Origin of the sequence: Kordiimonas laminariae (genome assembly GCF_023008165.1) — a bacterium.
Lineage (GTDB): Bacteria > Pseudomonadota > Alphaproteobacteria > Sphingomonadales > Kordiimonadaceae > Kordiimonas > Kordiimonas laminariae.
Window position 1 is genome coordinate 56,569 of the sequence record NZ_JAKQZA010000009.1, and the last position, 20,151, is coordinate 76,719.

At 46.4% G+C, this 20,151-nt stretch carries 19 protein-coding genes; 13 read left to right on the top strand and 6 right to left on the bottom strand.

Annotation, left to right across the window (positions count from 1 at the left end; translation table 11 throughout):
• The first annotated feature begins 2 nt into the window (after positions 1-2).
• Complete coding sequence (locus MF542_RS15770; protein ID WP_247021211.1) at positions 3-788, top strand: SDR family NAD(P)-dependent oxidoreductase; 786 nt, start codon at positions 3-5, stop codon at positions 786-788.
• Between the two features lie 110 nt (positions 789-898).
• Here the strand turns inward: MF542_RS15770 and MF542_RS15775 are convergent, their stop codons facing one another.
• Together MF542_RS15775 and MF542_RS15780 are read right to left on the bottom strand one after the other, a co-directional pair.
• Positions 899-3,079, bottom strand: a complete 2,181-nt coding sequence (locus MF542_RS15775; protein WP_247021213.1) for a TonB-dependent receptor — start codon at positions 3,077-3,079, stop codon at positions 899-901.
• A 260-nt stretch (positions 3,080-3,339) separates the two neighbouring features.
• On the bottom strand, positions 3,340-5,556 hold the full coding sequence (locus MF542_RS15780; RefSeq protein ID WP_247021215.1) for a TonB-dependent receptor: 2,217 nt from the start codon (positions 5,554-5,556) through the stop codon (positions 3,340-3,342).
• 200 nt (positions 5,557-5,756) lie between these two features.
• Between MF542_RS15780 and sfsA the strand changes: the two genes are divergently transcribed.
• The 4 genes from sfsA to MF542_RS15800 are packed head-to-tail and all read left to right on the top strand — an operon-like array spanning position 5,757 to position 8,486.
• Positions 5,757-6,449 carry a DNA/RNA nuclease SfsA gene (sfsA, locus tag MF542_RS15785; protein ID WP_247021217.1) on the top strand — a complete coding sequence of 231 codons (693 nt, stop codon included), beginning with the start codon at positions 5,757-5,759 and terminating at the stop codon, positions 6,447-6,449.
• A 29-nt stretch (positions 6,450-6,478) separates the two neighbouring features.
• Positions 6,479-7,306, top strand: a complete 828-nt coding sequence (map, locus tag MF542_RS15790; protein WP_247021219.1) for a type I methionyl aminopeptidase — start codon at positions 6,479-6,481, stop codon at positions 7,304-7,306.
• Between the two features lie 19 nt (positions 7,307-7,325).
• On the top strand, positions 7,326-8,015 hold the full coding sequence (gene radC, locus MF542_RS15795) for a RadC family protein (RefSeq protein WP_247021222.1): 690 nt from the start codon (positions 7,326-7,328) through the stop codon (positions 8,013-8,015).
• Positions 8,016-8,036: 21 nt separating this feature from the next.
• Positions 8,037-8,486, top strand: coding sequence for an NUDIX hydrolase (locus tag MF542_RS15800; protein WP_247021223.1), 450 nt, complete (start codon positions 8,037-8,039; stop codon positions 8,484-8,486).
• On the opposite strand, the gene MF542_RS15805 is transcribed toward MF542_RS15800, so the two are convergent.
• The gene (locus MF542_RS15805; protein ID WP_247021225.1) at positions 8,487-9,386 is read right to left on the bottom strand and encodes a LysR family transcriptional regulator; all 900 of its coding nucleotides are present in this window, start codon (positions 9,384-9,386) and stop codon (positions 8,487-8,489) included.
• Positions 9,387-9,478: 92 nt separating this feature from the next.
• Here MF542_RS15805 and MF542_RS15810 point away from each other — a divergent pair, with 92 nt between their 5' ends.
• On the top strand, positions 9,479-9,757 hold the full coding sequence (locus tag MF542_RS15810; protein WP_247021227.1) for a DUF1330 domain-containing protein: 279 nt from the start codon (positions 9,479-9,481) through the stop codon (positions 9,755-9,757).
• A 36-nt stretch (positions 9,758-9,793) separates the two neighbouring features.
• On the opposite strand, the gene MF542_RS15815 is transcribed toward MF542_RS15810, so the two are convergent.
• Positions 9,794-11,083, bottom strand: a complete 1,290-nt coding sequence (locus MF542_RS15815; protein WP_247021229.1) for an amidohydrolase family protein — start codon at positions 11,081-11,083, stop codon at positions 9,794-9,796.
• Positions 11,084-11,287: 204 nt separating this feature from the next.
• Here MF542_RS15815 and MF542_RS15820 point away from each other — a divergent pair, with 204 nt between their 5' ends.
• The 5 genes from MF542_RS15820 to MF542_RS15840 all read left to right on the top strand — a co-directional run bounded on the left by MF542_RS15820 (position 11,288) and on the right by MF542_RS15840 (position 16,332).
• Complete coding sequence (locus MF542_RS15820; RefSeq protein ID WP_247021231.1) at positions 11,288-12,850, top strand: alkaline phosphatase D family protein; 1,563 nt, start codon at positions 11,288-11,290, stop codon at positions 12,848-12,850.
• A gap of 97 nt (positions 12,851-12,947) precedes the next feature.
• Positions 12,948-14,249 (top strand): adenylosuccinate lyase, encoded by a 1,302-nt coding sequence (gene purB / locus MF542_RS15825; protein ID WP_247021233.1) that lies wholly within the window; start codon positions 12,948-12,950, stop codon positions 14,247-14,249.
• Positions 14,250-14,376: 127 nt separating this feature from the next.
• Positions 14,377-14,883, top strand: coding sequence for a PAS domain-containing protein (locus tag MF542_RS15830; RefSeq protein WP_247021236.1), 507 nt, complete (start codon positions 14,377-14,379; stop codon positions 14,881-14,883).
• 76 nt (positions 14,884-14,959) lie between these two features.
• Positions 14,960-15,766: an RNA polymerase sigma factor gene (locus MF542_RS15835; RefSeq protein WP_247021238.1), complete on the top strand. Its 807-nt coding sequence runs from the start codon at positions 14,960-14,962 to the stop codon at positions 15,764-15,766.
• A gap of 173 nt (positions 15,767-15,939) precedes the next feature.
• Complete coding sequence (locus MF542_RS15840) at positions 15,940-16,332, top strand: YybH family protein (protein ID WP_247021240.1); 393 nt, start codon at positions 15,940-15,942, stop codon at positions 16,330-16,332.
• A 31-nt stretch (positions 16,333-16,363) separates the two neighbouring features.
• Here MF542_RS15840 and fghA read toward each other — a convergent pair whose 3' ends face one another.
• Together fghA and MF542_RS15850 are read right to left on the bottom strand one after the other, a co-directional pair.
• Positions 16,364-17,206 carry an S-formylglutathione hydrolase gene (gene fghA, locus MF542_RS15845; RefSeq protein WP_247021242.1) on the bottom strand — a complete coding sequence of 281 codons (843 nt, stop codon included), beginning with the start codon at positions 17,204-17,206 and terminating at the stop codon, positions 16,364-16,366.
• A complete protein-coding gene (locus tag MF542_RS15850) occupies positions 17,206-18,309 on the bottom strand; it encodes an S-(hydroxymethyl)glutathione dehydrogenase/class III alcohol dehydrogenase (protein ID WP_247021244.1) in 1,104 nt (367 codons plus the stop codon). The genes fghA and MF542_RS15850 overlap by 1 nt, the downstream gene beginning before the upstream one ends.
• Before the next feature lie 131 nt (positions 18,310-18,440).
• On the opposite strand from MF542_RS15850, the gene MF542_RS15855 reads away from it, so the two are divergent.
• Together MF542_RS15855 and MF542_RS15860 are read left to right on the top strand one after the other, a co-directional pair.
• Positions 18,441-19,325 (top strand): LysR family transcriptional regulator, encoded by an 885-nt coding sequence (locus tag MF542_RS15855; protein ID WP_247021246.1) that lies wholly within the window; start codon positions 18,441-18,443, stop codon positions 19,323-19,325.
• A 51-nt stretch (positions 19,326-19,376) separates the two neighbouring features.
• Positions 19,377-20,126: a competence/damage-inducible protein A gene (locus tag MF542_RS15860; RefSeq protein WP_247021248.1), complete on the top strand. Its 750-nt coding sequence runs from the start codon at positions 19,377-19,379 to the stop codon at positions 20,124-20,126.
• Positions 20,127-20,151 lie beyond the last annotated feature (25 nt).

A 20,151-nucleotide genomic window follows, 5' to 3' on the forward strand; every position in this document is an offset into this window, starting at 1 on the left:
ATATGTCTAATGATTTTCTAACAAATATGTTCAGCCTCGAAGGGCAAGTGGCACTTGTGGCTGGTGCCTCTTCTGGTATTGGAGCTGAATTCGCGTCAGCGCTCGCTAAAGCGGGGGCAAATGTTGTGCTTGGTGCACGCCGTACTGACCGTATCCAGAGACTTGCAGATGATATAGCAGCGGAAACTGGCCGTAAAACTCTGGCCGTTGCCCTTGATGTAACTAGTGGTGATAGTGTTCGTGCTGCATTTGATGCTGCGGAGGAAGCGATTGGTACTGTTACTATTATCTGCAACAACGCCGGTATCGGGCGCCCTAAATATGCGCTTGATGATACGGAAGAGGATTGGGATATCACAATGGAAACCAATCTGAAGGGGATGTGGCGTGTAGGCACGGAAGCCGCGCGCAGGATGCAAGCTGCTGGTAAAGGTGGCTCTATCATCAACACAGCTTCTGTGCTTGGCCTTATGGTTGGCCCACAGCAGCTTACGTATGCCACAAGCAAGGCTGGTGTAATTCAGATGACTAAGGTAATGGCGCTTGAGTGGCAACGCTTTGGCATTCGCGTGAATGCGCTTTGCCCGGGTTATTTTAAAACCGAAATCAATGATAAGTTCCTTGATAGTGATCTGGGGCAGCGTATGTTGAAAGCGACGCCAGCCAAGCGTCACGGCGAGTTAGCTGAATTGGTACCAAGCATGCTGATGTTTGCAAGCCCTACAAGCAGCTTTACCACTGGTGTTGCTCTTCCTGTGGATGGAGCACATACGCTGCGTATCGCATAGAATGCTTTAAAGTTTAAAGAAAAAGCCCAGCCATTCAGGCTGGGTTTTTTTTATAAAAAAACGGGAGCTACAAAGAGCCCCCGTCTTAAATTCTTTATTAAGCGCTTAGCTTAGAAGCGTGCACCGAAAGAAACACCAAACACTTGTGGTTCGTTTACGAAACCAGTGTTGTTGTTGAAGTCAATGATGCCTTTAAGGTTTGCTTCGTTTGTTACGTTGCGGCCAAATACAGCTACTTCATACTGACCGTCGTTCCAGCGGTAACCTGTACGTAGACCAAGCTCGAAGTTGCCGCTTGTGTTGAATTCTTCTGCTGCATAAAGAAGCAGGTTCGTGTCACCTTGTAGAGCATAATCTGCAAAGATGAAGAATTCGCCATCGTCGCCTACTGGCTGGTGATAGTCAGCTGTGAAGTTAACTGTCCAGTCAGGTGCCTGTGGTAGCGGGTTTCCGTCGATGATAGCAAAGCCATTCGCATCAACAGGGTTCGTTACTGTACACTGCTGCGAGCCACATGTTGGAATACGGATGTTTGTATCGTTGATTTCTGTATTAGCGTAACCAACACCAGCGGTGATTGTCAGGTTCTCAGACGCTAGCCATTCAATGTCTGTCTCGAAACCGTAACCAATAACTTCTTCAAGGCTTTCAAGGCGCACACTGTTATCAGCACCACCAACAGCAGTTACCTGAAGATCAGATACATCGTAGTAGAATACAGCACCATTCCAGCGAAGCGTGTTTTCAGCGAGTACCGCTTTGAAACCAGCTTCGTAAGAAATGATTGTTTCTTCAGGCGCTGTTGTTGGAACACCAAAGAATGCTACGTCACGAGACTGAATTGTTGGTGCGCGGAAACCGCTTGCAACACGAGCGTAAACAGAGAGGTCGTCGTTTACAACGTGGTTCACGGCTGCGTCCCAGCTAACGTGATTGCCGTCTAGCTCAACAGTCGGAAGCTGTGAACCAAATGCACCTGAGAATGCATCAGCTGTTTTTTCGTCGTCTGTGTAGCGAATACCAACTGTTAGAGTAGTATCCTGAGTGAAGTCATAAGCAACTTGACCAAATACCGCCCATGTTTCGTTCTGGTGGCGAACAGTTGAGTCAGGTACAAAGAACGGACGCGTACGAACTGTGAAATCACCATCGAAGTAGTAGAAGCCTACTTGATAGAAGAGATTGTCAGTTGCCTGTTGAGATAGACGAAGTTCTTGAGTGAACTGGTCCAGATCATCAAGGCCATCTTGTGTTGCTGATTGGAATGGGATAACGCCAGGGCCGGTTGGGTTACCGCCATCGATATCACCGCGGCTGAAACCTTCAGCGTTTTCGTAAGCAGTTACAGATGTAATGCTCATACCGTTCTCAAGGTCATACTCCAGTTTCAGGCTTGTGCCCCACTGGTCATATTCTTGAGGGTTATTTGCTTCATCATCAAAGAAAACAGTGTCGCGATCGAAGTTATCATTCAGATCGTTGCTACCTGTTGTCAGGATGTTTGCGCGGAATACCGCAGCTGTACCTTCAATGGAACGTACGTGAACATTTGCAAGTGCGCGGAAATTGTCCGTTGGATCAAATTGAAGCTGTAGACGTGCCGCTTTTTCATCAAAGCCGCCTAGAGCATCGCGTTCGCCTGTGAAACCATTGTCAATATAGTCACCACGGCGCTGATACAGACCAGAAACACGAGCAGAAACTTTTTCAGAAATACCACCGCCGAGAGCAGCTTCTACAGTTGTCGTGCCAAACGAGCCGTAACTTGCAGATACATAGCCTTCAGTTTCTTGAGTAGGCTTGCGTGTATCGAATTTGATGATGCCAGCAGGTGTGTTGCGGCCAAAGAGTGTTCCTTGTGGGCCACGAAGTACTTCTACGCGGTCAACGTCGAAAAGCGGGAAGCTCTTCAGAATTACGTTTTCCATTACCACGTCATCAACAATTACAGATACTGGCTGTGAAGCTGCTAGATCAAAGTCTGTGTTACCGAGACCACGCAGGTAAAAACGTGGGGCAACACGGCCGTTTGAGGATTCAGCATTCAGACCTGGTACGCGTGAGGAAAGAAGACGAATATCTTCACCACCAGCGGAGAAGTTATTCAGCTTTTCACCACCGATTGCAGTGATAGAAATCGGAACATCCTGGAAGCTCTGCTCACGCTTTTGCGCGGTTACAACGATTTCTTCAAGAGCAAGTTCTTGCGCTGAAACTGCACCAGTTGTCAGTGCAAGCATAGAACAGCCCAGAGCCAGCTTGGCTACTTTTGAAAGTGGCGTATTGTTCATGTGTGTTTCCTTATTCAAAGGCAATTTAAACTAAAACTAATTGCTTTAGGGCGGGGTGAAGCAAAACCTAACAGACTTCAATGTCCCCACTTATTCACGCGCGACAGTGTGCATAAGTGTCACTGAATTGCCACGCAAATTTAACAATCAAGGAAGGCTGAGGGTTTCCTGCGTCTGGAACTGTTGCGAAAACACCACGTCTTGATTGGGTTTTGTTTCCTCAGGTAGGGCTATCGCAACCCTACCTGAGGATTTATTTTCTAAAGGCCGCCAAAGCGCTTTGTGAAGCGCAGGCCAAATTCACTGCGGTCATTACTGCGAACAACGCCAACGAAACCGTGGAATGTGTTGTTCAAACGACCTTGGTCATAAACTTCATTGAATACGTTTTCACCGTATAGATCGATGCTCCACGTACCATCTTCGCTAAGATACTGGATGTTGAAGCCAAACAGATCACGAGCCTCTAAGAGTTCAGTTTCTGAATTAACAACCTGACCGAACATATCGTCGCGGAATGAATAGTCAGCCTGGAAACTTAGCTCAGCGCCGTTTGAAAGAACTGTGCGGTAGCCTGTTACAGCAGAAATGGTCCACTCAGGAGCAAGCGGTAGTTTGTCGCCTACTGAAATACCAAGTACTTCACCTTCAAGCTCACGAATTTCTGCATCAAGATAGCCAATGCTTGTGTTGATGTAGAAGCCATTATCGAAGGAAGTTTTAGTTTCCAGTTCGAAACCGCGGCCGCGTGCTTTCGCTGCGTTACCGGCACGTGTAACGAAACCGCCTGCTTGAGGTTCTGAAACCTGTACAACGAAATCATTGTAGTTTGTTGTGAAAGCAGAAGCGAGTAACAGGAAGTTATCTGTGATCTGGCTCTTGAAACCAATTTCATAGTTAATTGCTGTTACTTCATCAAACGGATCAAACTGTGCTTCACCGCCGAACGGACGAGGAGGTACACCACCTGTTTGGTAACCACGTGCAACTGTTGCATATACAGATGTTTTTTCATCAATTGAGTAATTGATGTTGGCATCCCAGGTTACAGCGCTTGAATCAACTTCTTCAAAGTCGCGTACACCGCCAAAGCTTGGGAATAGGGCGTTTGCTTCTTTGCTATCATCAGAATAACGAAGACCACCACCGATCGTTAGCTGTTCGGTTACATGGTATGAACCGTTAGCGTAAATAGCGATTGCATCTGTTTCCTGTGCAAGTTCGAAGAAATCACCATTTGCGATTGTGCCGATTGTATCAACCGCACCGTTGAACGGAGCGAAGTTAAACGGACCAGAGAAATTTTCACCATCTTCATTAAAATAGAAGAGGCCTGTTACAAGGTCGAAGTTATCCCAGGAACCATTTACCTGTAGCTCAACGCTATACTGCTCAGCTTCACCTGTTTCAGGGAATTCAGAGAGATTGAAGGCTGTAGCGTCATCGTCCAGGCCACCAGTATATTCTGTTCTGCGCCAGCTACCGATGAGTTTAGCATCAAGGTTTTCTGTCATTGCCCATTCGGCAGTAACAGAGGCACCAACACCGCTGCTTGAGGTGCTTTCGATGCCTGGAACTGTTGTCGCTAGATCATCTGGATCAGCAGGCAAATCAGCTGCTGTTAGTGTGGGGAGGCCAAAACCTGGAACCGGATCACCAATAATTTCAATAGTGTATGGTGATTGGCCAGAGTTGTTGTCTACACCGTCAAATGCGAAGAGAAGGGAGAAATCGTCAGATACATCCCAAAGAGCTGCAACACGGCCACTGAACTCTTTTTCTTCACCAATTTCAGCTTCAGGATTTGGCAGATTTACTGCTTCACCAACACCACCACGGTGCTTGAAGTTACCTGTAAGGGAAACTGCGAAATTGTCTGAAAGGCGTGTGTTTGCATAAAAACCAGCAGCATAACGTTCGCGAGTACCGATTGTTGCGTCTACTTCAACGCCTTCTTCGTCACCTGGGCGACGTGTCACGATATTTACAGCGCCACCAAGGGTGTTCCGGCCGTAAAGCGTACCTTGTGGACCACGAAGAACCTCAACGCGTTCAATGTTTTTCAGTGTAAGGTTGGAACCCATCTGACGGCCAAGATATACACCATCAATATAAACACCAACGCCTGGGTCTGTGGTGATTAGGTGATCCTGAATACCAATGCCGCGGATAAATACTGCGGCAGCCGATGTGTTACCAACACCAAAACGCGATACGTTTAAGTTAGGTACGTACTTCCCAACATCGTCAAGGTTACTTACGTTCAGAGCCTTCAGGCCTGTTTCACCAAAAGATGTTAGGGATGTCGGGGAGTCAAAAATAGATTCCTGACGCTTACGAGCCGTTGTAACGAGGATTTCCTCGAGTACATTATCAGTTGCTTGAGAGCTATCTTGCGCAGAAACGGGGGAAATGCCAGGAGCACATGCCAACAGGGCTACTGATCCTAGGAGACCTAGGCGTCTAGTTGCTTTCATGAGTTAGTCCTTACTGAGCCATTCATTATAATTTATTCTTGAACAGCGGCCTTTAAATATGCGTTATTCCTCTTTGACGCACACAAGACACAGTTGTCCAAATATGTTTGTAGCAGCGAGATTACAGACCTTGACTAATTAGTCAATAATGCCGCCTTGGGTAATTTGTTAAATAAATATTACAGAAATATTAAACGACTATGATTTACGATATCGCCTTAACCAAAGGTACTTTAATTAAACGCTACAAGCGATTTTTAGCTGATGTTGAGCTTGAAACCGGTGAAGTCGTTACGGCTCACTGCGCAAATTCAGGTTCCATGTTAGGACTAAAGGATGAAGGAAATACGGTTTACCTTTCTCCGAATAACAATCCAAAAGCAAAGCTTGATTGGCGGTGGGAACTGGTCGATGTGGGTTCCAGCCTGGTTAATATCAATACATCTCGTCCCAATGTGCTTGTAGAAGAAGCTATTGCAGACGGCACTGTTGTTGAGCTTCAAAGTTTTGAAAGCATGCGACGAGAAGTGAAATATGGCGGCAACAGTCGAATTGATATTCTGCTCGAAGGGCCGGGCCTGTGTTATGTTGAGGTAAAGAGTGTTACCCTGAAAGAAGGCAAAGGGGCCATTTTTCCTGATAGTGTAACTGCACGTGGTACCAAGCACCTAAACGAACTGATGGATATGGTGAAAGAGGGGCATCGTGCCGTTATGATGTATTTGGTTGGGCGTAGTGACTGTGAATATTTCGCACCAGCAGATGAAATTGACCCGACATATGCAAATACGCTAAGAGAAGCGGTAAAAGCTGGTGTTGAGGTTCTTTGTTATACATGCGAACTTTCACCGCAAGGAATTACAGTAAAAGGCACGCTTCCCGTAAAGCTTTAAGATGCCTCGAATAGTAAGGTTTATTTGAAATGACATATGTTGATGCAGCAACGGCACCGTCATCCCGCACAGGCGCTATTAAGTTATATGGCCCTGAGGCATTTGAAGGTATGCGCGCTGCTGGTCGCTTGGCCGCTGAAACTCTTGATTTTATAACACCACATGTTCAGCCGGGCATTACAACCGAAGAATTGAACACGCTCTGCCATGATTTTATTCTTAAGAATGGTGCTACACCAGCACCGCTTAATTATCGTGGATTTCCAAAATCAATCTGCACATCAATTAACCATGTGATTTGTCATGGTATTCCCGGGCCAAAGAAACTTAAGAACGGTGATACGCTTAATATTGATGTGACAGTTATTCTGGATGGTTGGTTTGGCGATACAAGCCGTATGTTCTTTGTTGGCGAGCCTAAATTGCTCCCCAAACGTTTGTGTCAGGTAACGTTCGAGGCCCTCTGGAAGGGTATCGAAGTTGTAAAACCCGGCGCGCATCTCGGTGATATCGGTGCCGCCATTCAGGAGCATGTGGAAGCACACCGCTACAGTGTTGTTCGTGATTTCTGTGGCCATGGTATCGGGCAGGTATTCCATGATGAACCAAGCGTTATGCATTACGGTACTAAGGGTTCAGGCCCTGAGCTTAAACCGGGTATGTTCTTTACAATTGAACCTATGGTGAATGCGGGTAAACCAGCTTGTAAAGTATTGGGAGATGGCTGGACAGCTGTGACACGGGATAAATCATTGTCGATGCAGTTCGAACATACGCTTGCTGTAACCGAGGATGGCTATGAGGTATTTACCAAGTCTCCAAAAGGGTGGGAATTCCCACCTTACGTACTCGATTAAGAAGGAATAAAGGCTGCTTATGGGGGAAGAAGCCAAAAAAGATCACCGGAGCGGGCATCGTGCCCGCTTGCGAGAACGGTTTTTAAAGGGTGGACCGGAAGGTTTGCCTGATTATGAACTTCTGGAACTTATTCTTTTCCTCGCCATTCCCCGCCGGGATGTGAAACCTCTTGCAAAAGAACTAATTGCTCGCTTTGGTAGTTACGCCGCTGTTCTCTCTGCTGATGTGGAAGCATTGCGCGCCGCACCGGGCCTTGGTGAAACTGCGGTAGCTGCCATTAAATCCGTACAGGCTTCAGCACTGTATCTTTCTCGGGAGCAGGCTAAAGAGAAACCGGTGCTTTCGAATTGGGCAGCAGTTCAGAACTACCTTCAAGGGGCAATGGCACATCTGACACGTGAGCAATTCCGAGTATTGTTTTTGGACAGAAAAAACACGCTCATTGCTGATGAAACACTCAGTGAAGGGACGGTTGATCAAACGGCTGTGTATCCGCGTGAGGTGTTGAAATCAGCACTTCAGAACGATGCGTCGGCATTGATCCTTGTTCACAATCATCCCTCAGGTGATCCAACGCCCAGTAAAGCTGATATGGTGATGACACAGGAAATTAAAGAAGCTTGTGGTAAGCTCTCAATACAGGTACATGACCATATCATTATTGGTAAGTTCGGGCAGACCAGTTTTAAAAAGCTCGGGCTTTTATAATCAAGCTTTGGAGAGCTCAGGGTGTATTGGCAGCAAATCGAAGAATCCAAAATGGATTTGGAAAACCTACCTGTTTCCGCGAAAGTCGTTGTTGTTTCAAAAGATGGCAAGGTGCTCGTACTCCGTAAAAGCAGCGGCATCGTTGATCTACCGGGAGGTAAGGTAGAGAAGGGTGAAGACCTTTTTGAGGCTATGGAACGTGAACTTAAGGAAGAAGTTGGTTTTAAAGCCAAGAACTTCCAGTTCGTAACCAGCTGGGTGAAAACCAATAAATCACTGGGCGACCGCTTGGTCATTGTATTTGAAGCGCACCTAAAGAAAAAAGCCAAAAAGATGGAAGTGAAGCTTTCAGATGAGCATATCTGGGGTAAATTCCTGTGCCCTGAAGGTGTGGATGAAATTGGTGATATGCCGCTTGGGTACGGTAATGCAATTGGCTTGTGCTTCAACCGGTTTAAAGTGAACCAATAATCACACAGCGATTGATCGCCGCATATGTATATTAATCAAATCATAAAGCCTGCTGATATGAGCGGGCTTCTCTCTTTTGTAACCATGTAGAAAATGAAGCGGCCATTCTTTTCCTGAGTATTCAGGCGCTATCGCTTTCAGTTTTCCTGTGAACAGATGCTGGGTAACCGCAATTTTAGGTGCAAAAACGAAGCTTAAGCCATGTAGGGCAAAATGAATAGCTGAGCTTAATGAGTTACACTCACTGGTGCGTTCAGGGGTGATAGCGAGCCTGCTGTCTCGCTGAAAAATTTCGATAGTTTCCTTTTGCCAAGGAGCTTTGGCCCATGATGCGGCCTCTAGTTTTTTTAAGCTGTTATCTATTGAGAGTTTTTCTATAAACTCTGGTGTTGCGAATAATTGTTCCTTGAGAGGTGGAAGACGAAGAGCTCTGTAGTCACTGTCGGGTAGAGTGCCGCTGAAAAGCGCGACGTCTATATTATCATCGATCAAATCCAGCGGAGCATCAGTGATGTTAAGCTGCGGTATAATGTTTGGATATTCTTCTGCGAACTGTTTTAAGGACGGCAGTAATACACTGGTTTCCAGAGAGTAAGGGGCTGTGATTGAAAGAGGGCCCGTCGGCTTTGTTTGTTCTTTATGAATATCTTGGAGAGTTTCATTTACTTGTGAATTGAGTGCGGAGCAATTTACTGCAAGCTTTGCTCCGAAAGGTGTCAGGGATATCTTTCGTGTGCTTCTGATTATAAGCTGCATCCCTAGTTCTTTTTCTAAACGGGAAATGCTGAGGCTAACAGCAGCCTTGCTGAGGTTTAACTGTTTTGCAGCGCCTGTGAACGAAAGCTGCTGTGCAACTTCAGCGAAAATCAGTAAATCAGATGTAAGTTTTATATTGTTCATAATATTAAACATAGTGTCTTATTTTTGCATATTGTTAAATATATTAGCTCTCCATAAATAAGCTTCAAGATCATTCACTAATGGAGCTTGAAATGACTGCTTATGTAATTGTGGAACTAGAACCTAAAAATCCTGAAAAAATGGCGGAGTATAGCGCGCTAGCCGCGCCGCTCGTTGCTGCCTATGGTGGTGAGTTTATTGCTAAAGGGCCAGCTGAAATATTGACCGGAGAATTAGGTAAGCCTGTAAAAGTGCTGATTTCTTTCCCAAGTAAGGAAAAAGCAAAAGCTTGGTATAATTCTGACGACTATCAAGCGATTGTCCCGACAAGAGATGCTGGAATGGACAGTAATTTTACTCTTATAGGATAAGAACGAAAGAGGGCTGCATGCGCAGCCCTCTAATCTCTATTTGTTACGTGCAGCGATATCTGCGAGTTTTACATCAATATCTGCACGGCTATACCAGCGGCCCGCAGCCATTACTCCAGCCTGTTTGAAAAGGTTTTTAGAGTTTTCAAGAGGGTTGGCATCTAAAAGTAAAAGATCAGCGCGCATACCTGCCTGAATGGTGCCGAATTGATCTTTATCTTTAAAGTATTCCCCAGCATTGCGGGTGCCAATCACGAGTATATCTTCTGGTGTAACACCAGCTTTGATAAGGGCTTCAATCTCTCGCCAGATGGAGAAACCCGGCACGCTGTAGAGCTGTGGTGCATCACTGCCCAGCACTATATTTGCGCCTGATTTATATAGTTCCGCCAGCATACGGTCCCGGTTATCTTTGATATAGGAATTCGCACGTTTGTTGATCGCCTTAATGCGGTTATGCCAGTTATCCCGTGTCTCAGGTGAAACATATTTATTTTCAAAGCGGCGACTAAGGCGGATAACGTCACCACCACCGATAAGGGTGTTGAATAGTGGTTGGGTTGGTACAATCCATGATTTGAAGGTATTATTATATTGTTCAACAACACGCCTGATTTGCTCGTCTGACAGGCTCTCGTCTGAGCCACCAGCAAGCTGAATGAAACCATCCATATGGTCGATAGATGCTTGCCCTTTGTTGAGAGCATGAATAAGGCCAACGTCCGCAGGCACATGACCACCAAAGCCGATGCCAACTTCATGAGCTTTCTTTGCGATTGCATCATATTCTTTAAGCGTCAGGCCAGGGTGGATTTTAAGTAGATCCCATCCCTCGTTATGATAACGTTCAACAAGCATAGCTCCTTGTTCAGGTGAACTTACTGTGCTGCCATTCAAGCTTGGTGCAGCAAGATAAAGTGTAGGGCCATCAAGCGCCCCTTCTTTTATCATCTGCCGCATTTCGAATTGAACAGGGTTACCCAGCATACCGCGTACGGTGGTAACGCCGCCAGCGAGATAGAGAAACAGTGTATCCTTGGCTTGCTGAGAGTTAGCTACCCCTTGTGGCAGGTGTCCGTGCATCTCGGCCAAGCCGGGGATCAGGAATTTTCCTGTACCGTCAATGATTTCTAAATTTGAAGCGTCTTTCGGGTCATAGCGCCCGTTGCCGATATATTCGATCCTGTCACCGCGAATATAAACATAAGCCCCTTCAATAACCTCATCGCCCTTCATAGTGATGGCTGTTACATTTGTAATGAGTGTGTCTGCAAACGCAGAAACGCTAAGCAAAATAGACGCTAGCAGGCTAAACGCCAATCGCATGATATCCTCCCTCAATAATCATGACTGCCAGCATAACACAGCAGGTGTGGAGGTTCTGTCAATAATGCAATGAAGGGTGATCACAAGCTTGCGATGTGAAGACATTATTCAGAGTTGCTTCACCGGCTTCATCAAAGTTTCTTTTGTATTTATCGGTATTTGCCGTAAGTTTCGTGTGATTTGTGAAATTGGTAGAGATGCATCATGGTACTTACACGGCGTAGCCTTTTGAAATCAGCAAGCCTGCTCGGTGCAGCAGCTTTTGCGCGCCCGGTTTTGGCGGCTCCCTGGATAACGAGTAAAGCAAGGTTTTTGGACTATCCTTTTAAACTGGGAGTGGCGTCTGGGGACCCTCTGCCAACAGGTTTTGTCCTTTGGACACGTCTGGCACCATCTCCACTTGATGCTGCTGCTACGGGGAGTGAGCCTATTCCTGTGGGGTATGAGATTGCTGAAGATGAAAACTTCCGCAAAATTGCGCAGCGCGGGACGGTAGTTGCCTATCCTGAAAATGCTCATGCTGTTCATGTAGATGTAACGGGCCTTCAAGCTGGCCGACCGTACTGGTACCGATTTAAGGCAGGTGATGAAATCAGCCCTGTAGGCCGTGCTATTACGACGCCTGCTATTGGAACTGCTGTTGATCAGTTCCGTTTTGCTTTTGCCTCTTGCCAAGAGTTTGAAGCAGGTTTCTTTAAAGCTTACCGGGATATGATCGCTGAAGAAGCAGACCTTATTGTCCATCTTGGGGATTATATTTACGAGAAGAGCTATGGCGGTTTTAATACGCGCCGTGTTCCCATTACAGAGGCGCATAGCCTAACAGATTACCGACAACTTCATGCGACCTACAAGCTTGATCCAGACCTTCAGGCCGGGCATGCGCATACAAGTTGGCTTATGACATGGGATGATCATGAAGTAGCGAACGACTATGCAGCCGACCAAGGTGAAAACTATGAACCCGTACCTGAATTCCTAAAACGTCGGGCAGCAGCTTATAAAGCTTACTATGAACACATGCCATTACGGGCAGCAGCACGTCCAATGGGGCCAGATAGCAGAATTTATCAGCGTACCGTGATTGGTGATTTGCTTGAAATAAACATGCTCGATACCCGTCAGTACAGAACAGATCAACCTTGTCAAACACCAGATAACGGTGGCTGGAAAATCATTGATGGACAGCTGTGCGAGGAGCGATTTGATCCAAACCGCACCATTCTGGGAGAAGAGCAAGAGCGCTGGTTGTTGCGCGGGTTAGGGCGTTCACGTGCTCAGTGGAATGTTCTCGCGCAAGGGATGCTTTTCTCTCAGCATGATTATAGAGTGGGCGCTGGCTCAGAGCACGGCAGTGAATACTGGGATGGTTATACTGCTTCTCGTGATCGTGTATTGAATACGATCGAGCAACGCAGTGTATCAAACCCTGTTATTATCGGCGGTGATGTACATGCGACATATGTGTGTGATGTGAAAAAGGATTTTAACAATCCTGATTCCGCAACGCTAGCAAGTGAGTTTGTGACAACCTCTATCACCAGCGGTAACTGGTACCATGACCGCAATACAGCAACGCTTGTGGATAACCCACACATCAAGCTCTATGAAGGCCGCCACCGCGGGTACACGCTCGCAACCCTTGATAAAAAAGAATGGCGTACAGATTTACGAGTGGTCGATGATGTGAAAAAACGCGATATGAAAGCGCGGACATTAAAGTCTTATGTAATCGAAGATGGTGTTGCTGGTGTTAATGAAGCGTAAGGTCACGTGATAGTGAAGTGTTGCTTGCGATTGAGGCCCGTTTCTGTTAGAGCGGCGGCATAAATATTCCGCACCACTCGTTATAGGAACTGGACACATGATCCCTCGTTACTCACGTAAACAAATGGCAGACATTTGGGAGGCGGAAAACCGTTTCCGCATTTGGTTCGAAATTGAAGCGCACGCTTGTGATGCAAACGCTAAGCTTGGCCGTATCCCTGAAGCAGCTGCAAAAGCTGTATGGGAACGTGGCAAGTTTGAAGTTGCTCGTATTGACGAGATAGAGCGTGAAGTAAAACACGATGTAATCGCGTTCCTTACGAACCTAGCTGAACATGTGGGTGATGAAGCACGCTTTGTGCACCAGGGTATGACATCTTCTGATGTTCTGGATACATGTCTTTCTGTACAGCTTATGCAGGCGGCGGATATCATCATCGAAGACCTTGAGAAGCTTCTTGTGGTTCTTAAGCGCCGTGCGGAAGAGCATAAATACACAGTATGTATTGGCCGTAGCCATGGTATTCACGCTGAACCAGTAACATTCGGTCTAAAGATGGCGCAGGCATATGCTGAGTTTGATCGCTGCTTGAAGCGGATGAAAGATGCTCGCGCTGAAGTGGCAACATGTGCGATTTCTGGCGCTGTGGGTACATTTGCGAACATTGATCCGTTTGTGGAAGAGCATGTAGCAGAGAAAATGGGACTTACTATTGAGCCTGTTTCCACACAGGTTATCCCGCGTGATCGTCATGCGATGTATTTCTCTGTGCTCGGTGTGATTGCAAGCTGTATTGAACGACTGGCTGTTGAGGTTCGTCACCTTCAGCGTACAGAAGTTCTTGAAGCGCAGGAATACTTCTCAAAAGGTCAAAAAGGCTCTTCTGCGATGCCGCATAAGAAGAACCCGATCCTTACAGAAAACCTAACAGGTCAGGCGCGTTATATCCGCGCTATGTGCATTCCAGCAATGGAAAATGTGGCGCTATGGCATGAACGTGATATCTCGCACTCATCTGTTGAGCGTTATATTGGCCCGGATGCAACAGTAGCACTTGATTTCTCACTTGCGCGCCTCACAAACGTGATGGACCAGCTTCTGGTATATCCAGATAACATGCTGGATAACATGAACAAAATGGGCGGCCTGCCAAATAGCCAGCGTGTACTGCTTGAACTAACGCAAGCTGGTGTAAGCCGCGAGGATGCATACCGTCTGGTACAGGAAAATGCTATGAAGGTGTGGGATAGCCGCGGTGAACTGCAGCTTCTTGATCTTCTTAAAGCTGATGAAACTGTAACCAGCAAGGTTTCCGCAGAAGAGCTGGATGAGCTCTTCAATATGGATTATCACACCAAGCATGTAGATACGATTTTCAAACGTGTGTTTGGCGAATAGGTCAAACGAGAGATTTTAAAACTTCTTAAAGCGCTGCCTCTTTGGTAGCGCTTTTTTAATAACTTTCGCGAATAATGATGGGTGATCTGTTCATGTATGCCGATTGTTGGGGGCATGTGGGAGTGCTATGTTACCGAAAGTTGATATCAAGCCTGTTGGAATTGATGGTGGTATCGTAAAATACCTAGATGCGCCAGAAGCACCAATTCCTGTTAAACTGTATGAACTGTGGAAAACAAAATGTGCGGAAGGGCAAACAAGTATCCCTGGTCGCCACGCTTTTGATCCACGAGAGATGACGGTTGATTTGCCGTACATCTATGTGCTTGATGTCCATGAAGGCGCTTCAGACTTCACCATGCGCTTGTTTGGTACGGGGCTTGTTGCAATCTTTGGTAAAGATTACACAGGCATTCAGCTTTCTAAAACTCCTCCTGAGGGACGTTGGCGCGGCGAAGCCTTTCGCAAAGCTGCTTTAGCGCGGGAGCCGCTTTTTTCTATCTTTAAATGTTGTGATGAAAATGAAGTTGTTTTCTTCACTGAAAACATATTTTTGCCTATGATGGCGGCCGACGGCGAAACTCTGATGCTGTTGTGTGCTTCAGAGATAATCGACGATCCAGAAAAAAGTTAGCTTATTTTCAAAAAAAGCTGTCACACATTCTTTCCTCTAACTGTCTAACTATATAAATGTTGGAACAGGAGGACATATGCAGCCTGATATTTTAGATATTGTTAAGCTAGCTCAATGCGGTAATCAGGAAGCTCTTTCTGATGTGGTAGGGCATGTTCAAGACCAAGTATACCGCTTGGCAATGCGTATGCTCGTTAATCCTGATGATGCAGGTGAGGCGACACAGGAGATATTGATACTTGTTGTTACCAAGCTTTCTACATTTGAGGGGCGTAGCCAGTTTTCCACATGGGTTTATAAGGTTGCTGTAAACTACCTTCTATCAGCTAAGAGAAGCTTGGAACGTAACAGGGGGTTAAACTTTGATGTATTTCAGGCTGATTTAGAAGATGGTTTACTGGTAGATCCCACACCAGCAGCCGATGATCTCGTCCTTCTTAATGAATTGCGCATTGCCTGCACGAGCGCGCTTCTTCTTTGCCTACCTGCCGAGCAGCGAATGGCCTATATTCTTGGTGATGTTTTTGAACTGGAACATAACGAAGCTGCGGAAGCGCTTGATATCAGTCGAGAAAATTATCGTAAACGCTTATCGAGAGCTCGAAAGCAGGTGGTGAGTTTCACAGGGAAGGTTTGTGGGCTGGCAAATTCAGCGGCAAAATGCAGTTGCCCTAAACGCCTGCCAAAAGCGAAGGAACTGGGGCGAGTTAATGAGGAACACCTAGCATACGCTGTAGATGATGCGCCTGCTTACAAAACTGTCCAGCAAGACGTTGAAAAGCTTGTTGATGATTTAAAAGTTCTAAAATTGCAGCGGGCTACGGCGCATTACCAATGCCCGCAAAAATTGGTGAAAAGGGTAGAGGCCGCTCTCTACGGTTAACATTTAACTTCAATCAAATCTTATTAAGCCGTTTCAGATGAATTCTGGAGACAGCTGATTATTGCCGAAATCAAATCAGAAGGAGCAATACGTTGAAAATAATAACGTTTTTCATGCTTGTGTTTTTGCAAGCTTTTTTAACCACAACTGTTAATGCAGAGGATAATTTGAAAATGAATACTGAACAGATGGCTGTACTAAATGCCGTGAAATCTATGACTGCATCATTCCATGAAGGTAACCTGGATGGGGTGATGAACAGCTATGAAAAAGATGCTGTGATTGTCTTTGAACCGGGCAAAGGAGTGTCCGATGCTGAGGTAATTAAAGAAGCATTTAAAGGCTGGTTTGCTGTCAATCCGCATTTTGAATATGCGGGACATGATGTAGTAATTTCCGGAGATATTGCTGTGCATTTTGCACCTTGGAAAATGAACGGAACAACGCCAGATGGTCAGAAAATTGAACAGTCAGGCCTTTCTGTAGCGGTGCTGAGACGACAAGAAGATGGTAATTGGTTGATGGTTATTGATAACCCTTACGGCGCAGCGCTTCTTGAGCAGTAAAGAAAAGGGCGGTTATGACCGCCCTTTTTAATCAAGTTCGTAATGCGGCAGCATGATGCCACAGGTGATCCTCAACAAAGCTTGCAATAAAGAAATAGCTATGATCATAGCCTTCTTGCATACGCAAGTTTAGCTTTTGTCCTGTTTTCTCGCATGCTTCTTTAAAGAGTTCAGGCTTCAATTGCCCCTCAAGGAAGTTATCGACAAGCCCTTGATCAATCAGAATTTCAGTATCACTTGCCCCGTGCTTTTCAAGGAGTGCACAGGCATCATACTCTGCCCAACCTTCGCGATTTTCGCCAATGTAACCGGTGAGGGCTTTTTCACCCCACGGGCAATTCATGGGCGATACGATTGGGGCAAAGGCAGAAATGCTTTTGTATGTATCGCGGTTTTTCAGCCAGATTGTGAGCGCACCGTGGCCGCCCATAGAATGACCCGTAATGCCTTGGCGATTCATATCCGCTGCAAACTCATTTGCAATTAAGGCAGGGAGTTCTTTGGTGATGTAGCTATACATCTGGAAGTTCTTTGCCCACGGCTCTTCGGTTGCATTCACATAAAAGCCTGCACCTTTTCCGAAATCATATCCTTCATCATCTGGCACATCATCGCCGCGTGGGCTGGTATCCGGGCAGATAATCATAAGGCCTAGTTCGCTAGCTATACGCTGGAAGCCTGCTTTCACTGTGGCATTATCTTCTGTGCAGGTAAGGCCGGACAGGTACCAGAGAACTGGTACCTTGCCGTTTTTCGCCTGTGGTGGTGTGAACACGCTAAAGCGCATCTCGCACCCCAGTGTTACGCTTACGTGGCTATAATAGCCCTGCATGCCGCCAAAGCACTGGGTTTCACTTACTGTTTGAAATGACATTAAAATTCCACCACACTGCGGATGCTCTCGCCAGCATGCATCAGGTCAAAAGCTTTGTTGATGTCATCCAGTGGCATTTTATGAGTGATGAGATCATCAATGTTGATTTTGCCGTCCATGTACCAATCAACAATTTTCGGAACGTCTGTACGGCCTCTGGCACCGCCAAAGGCGGAACCGCGCCAAACACGGCCCGTTACTAGTTGGAATGGACGTGTGGAGATTTCCTGCCCAGCGCCTGCAACACCAATGATAATGCTTTCACCCCAGCCTTTGTGGCAGCATTCAAGCGCCTGACGCATGGTGTTTACATTACCAATACATTCGAAACTGTAGTCTGCCCCGCCGTTTGTGAGATCCATGATCGCTTCCATCACATCGCATTCCTGCGGGTTGACGAAATCTGTCATGCCGAACTGTTTGCCCATTGCAGCGCGTTCGTTGTTGATATCGATACCGATAATTTTATCAGCGCCAACCATACGTGCGCCTTGGATAACGTTTAGACCAATACCACCTAGCCCGAATACAACAACATTTGAGCCGGGTTCTACCTTTGCATCAAACGCTACCGCGCCAACGCCTGTTGTTACACCGCAACCGATGTAGCAAACTTTATCAAACGGCGCATCTTCGCGAATTTTAGCCAGAGCGATTTCCGGAAGTACGGTGTGGTTGGCGAATGTTGAACAGCCCATATAATGCAGAATTGGTGTACCATCGATTGAGAAACGGCTGGTGCCATCAGGCATAACACCACGGCCTTGGGTTTCACGGATGCTTTGGCAGAGGTTTGTTTTTGGGTGCAGACAGTAATCACACTCACGGCATTCAGGCGTATAAAGCGGGATTACATGATCTCCCGGTTTCAGGCTTTTCACACCTTCACCAACCTCTACAACAACGCCAGCACCTTCATGGCCTAAGATAGCAGGGAAGGCGCCTTCAGGGTCATCACCAGAGAGGGTAAAAGCATCAGTGTGGCACACGCCAGTCGCTTTAATCTCTACAAGTACCTCACCAGCTTTTGGGCCTTCAAGGTCAACAGTTTCAACGGAAAGGGGCTTACCAGCGCCCCATGCGACAGCTGCACGGGTTTTCATTTTCTATGCCTTTATACTTTAAAAAACAGGGAATACTGTGAATTTTGCTACAATGTACAATGTACACTGTTGCTGTATAGGTAACAATGTGTTTATACAGCACCTCTGTGTTTCTATATGGATACAATAAAATGCAAGTTTGGGACGGTGTTGTTGAGTTTGTGAAAGTGGTGGATGGCGGTTCATTCAGTCAGGCCGCACAGCATTTAGGGGTGTCTAGGTCTCATGTTTCAAAGAAAATAAAAGAACTGGAAAACCGGCTCGGGGTTGAGTTGTTGAAACGTACAACAAGGAGCGTGCATCTAACCAATCTTGGCGCTGAGTTTTACCCGAAGTGTAAACATCTGCTTGTTGAGATGGCAGAAGCACAAGCTTTACTGATTGATGAGGCTGCAAAGCCGCAGGGTATAATCCGTCTCACAGTTGCGGGCGCTTTTGGGGAGCAGATGCTTGCACCAATCCTTTCGGAATTTGCTATTCAGTTCCCCGATATTTCTGTGGAGGTGGAGTTCACCAACCGCCTGATCAATTTGGCGGAAGAGCAGTTTGATATAGCCCTTCGGTCAGGCTTCGAGGAAGAGATTATCAGACGGAATGAAATTGCTGAACGCGTATATAATTTTGATCTGCTTACGGTCGCCAGTCCGTATTATCTCTCTAAGCATGGAAAGCCGATGGCCGCAGGGGATTTGCCAGAGCATAATTGCCTTGCAGGTACGCTGCCTCATTGGAGATTTCAAACCGAAGACGGGGTGGAAAATGTTGTTGTACGTGGCAGGTGGAAATCCAATAACGGGCGAGCGTTGGTGGAAGCTGCAAAACAAGGGCTAGGTATTATTCAGGTGCCGCATTTTTATGTGGAAAATGAAGTTGCAGATGGTTCCCTTGTTCCGCTATTGAACCATATAGCATTGAGGGAGCTTGGCTATTTTGCTGTTGTGCCAACAGAGCACCCACCACGCAGGGTTTCTATCCTGCTGGATTTTTTGAAGGAAAAACTGCTCGCTTGTTCGTGAGTAGTGAATTTATTGATTAGTACCGGTTTCGGTGATGTCGGAGAGTTATTTATGTCTGTTAATGCTGCGCTGTTGATTATTGGTGATGAAATTCTCTCTGGCCGCACACAGGATGCCAATCTGGCGTATCTTGCAAAATGGCTTAATGAAACGGGTATTCAGTTAGTTGAAGTGCGGGTGGTGCCTGATGTTGAGCAGGAAATTGTTGAAGCAGTGAACGCGCTGCGTACCAAGTATGATTATCTGTTCACAACAGGCGGTATTGGCCCAACCCATGATGATATCACCGTGGATAGTATCGCGGCGGCTTTTGGTGTGCCGGTTGTGGTTCATGAAAAAGCCTATCAGATGCTTCTGGATTATTACGGTGAAGAAAACTTCACGGAAGCACGTAAACGAATGACACGTGTACCTGAAGGTGCAGAGTTGATTGATAATCCGGTGTCTATCGCGCCGGGGATCAATATCGAGAATGTATTCATTATGGCAGGTGTGCCAAAGATCATGCAGTCGATGCTTGAAGGCATTAGACCACACCTGCGCACTGGTCGGAAAGTTTGGTCACAGTCCATGACTGTTTATGCGCCCGAAAGCAAGATTGCAGAAGAACTGGGGGGTATTCAGGAAAATAACCCTGATACTGGTATTGGAAGTTACCCATTTTATTATAGCAACACGGCGGGCGCACAAATTGTTGTACGTTCAGCGGATCAGTGTGCGCTTAAAAAGGCTATGGATGAAGTACAGGCACTTTGTTTTGCAAAACGTTTTGAGACAGACGAGCCATCTGAACTGAGTTGACAAGCCTGTCCCTAAAAGGATGTCG

Coding starts and splice junctions, on each gene's coding strand:
- sfsA (WP_247021217.1), top strand. CDS start 5,757: ATGATTTACGATATCGCCTTAACCAAAGGTACTTTAATTAAACGCTAC.
- MF542_RS15780 (WP_247021215.1), bottom strand. CDS start 5,556: ATGAAAGCAACTAGACGCCTAGGTCTCCTAGGATCAGTAGCCCTGTTG.
- MF542_RS15835 (WP_247021238.1), top strand. CDS start 14,960: ATGCAGCCTGATATTTTAGATATTGTTAAGCTAGCTCAATGCGGTAAT.
- MF542_RS15840 (WP_247021240.1), top strand. CDS start 15,940: ATGAATACTGAACAGATGGCTGTACTAAATGCCGTGAAATCTATGACT.
- purB (WP_247021233.1), top strand. CDS start 12,948: ATGATCCCTCGTTACTCACGTAAACAAATGGCAGACATTTGGGAGGCG.
- MF542_RS15830 (WP_247021236.1), top strand. CDS start 14,377: ATGTTACCGAAAGTTGATATCAAGCCTGTTGGAATTGATGGTGGTATC.
- MF542_RS15820 (WP_247021231.1), top strand. CDS start 11,288: ATGGTACTTACACGGCGTAGCCTTTTGAAATCAGCAAGCCTGCTCGGT.
- map (WP_247021219.1), top strand. CDS start 6,479: ATGACATATGTTGATGCAGCAACGGCACCGTCATCCCGCACAGGCGCT.
- MF542_RS15775 (WP_247021213.1), bottom strand. CDS start 3,079: ATGAACAATACGCCACTTTCAAAAGTAGCCAAGCTGGCTCTGGGCTGT.
- radC (WP_247021222.1), top strand. CDS start 7,326: ATGGGGGAAGAAGCCAAAAAAGATCACCGGAGCGGGCATCGTGCCCGC.
- MF542_RS15850 (WP_247021244.1), bottom strand. CDS start 18,309: ATGAAAACCCGTGCAGCTGTCGCATGGGGCGCTGGTAAGCCCCTTTCC.
- MF542_RS15855 (WP_247021246.1), top strand. CDS start 18,441: ATGCAAGTTTGGGACGGTGTTGTTGAGTTTGTGAAAGTGGTGGATGGC.
- MF542_RS15815 (WP_247021229.1), bottom strand. CDS start 11,083: ATGCGATTGGCGTTTAGCCTGCTAGCGTCTATTTTGCTTAGCGTTTCT.
- MF542_RS15810 (WP_247021227.1), top strand. CDS start 9,479: ATGACTGCTTATGTAATTGTGGAACTAGAACCTAAAAATCCTGAAAAA.
- MF542_RS15770 (WP_247021211.1), top strand. CDS start 3: ATGTCTAATGATTTTCTAACAAATATGTTCAGCCTCGAAGGGCAAGTG.
- MF542_RS15860 (WP_247021248.1), top strand. CDS start 19,377: ATGTCTGTTAATGCTGCGCTGTTGATTATTGGTGATGAAATTCTCTCT.
- fghA (WP_247021242.1), bottom strand. CDS start 17,206: ATGTCATTTCAAACAGTAAGTGAAACCCAGTGCTTTGGCGGCATGCAG.
- MF542_RS15805 (WP_247021225.1), bottom strand. CDS start 9,386: ATGAACAATATAAAACTTACATCTGATTTACTGATTTTCGCTGAAGTT.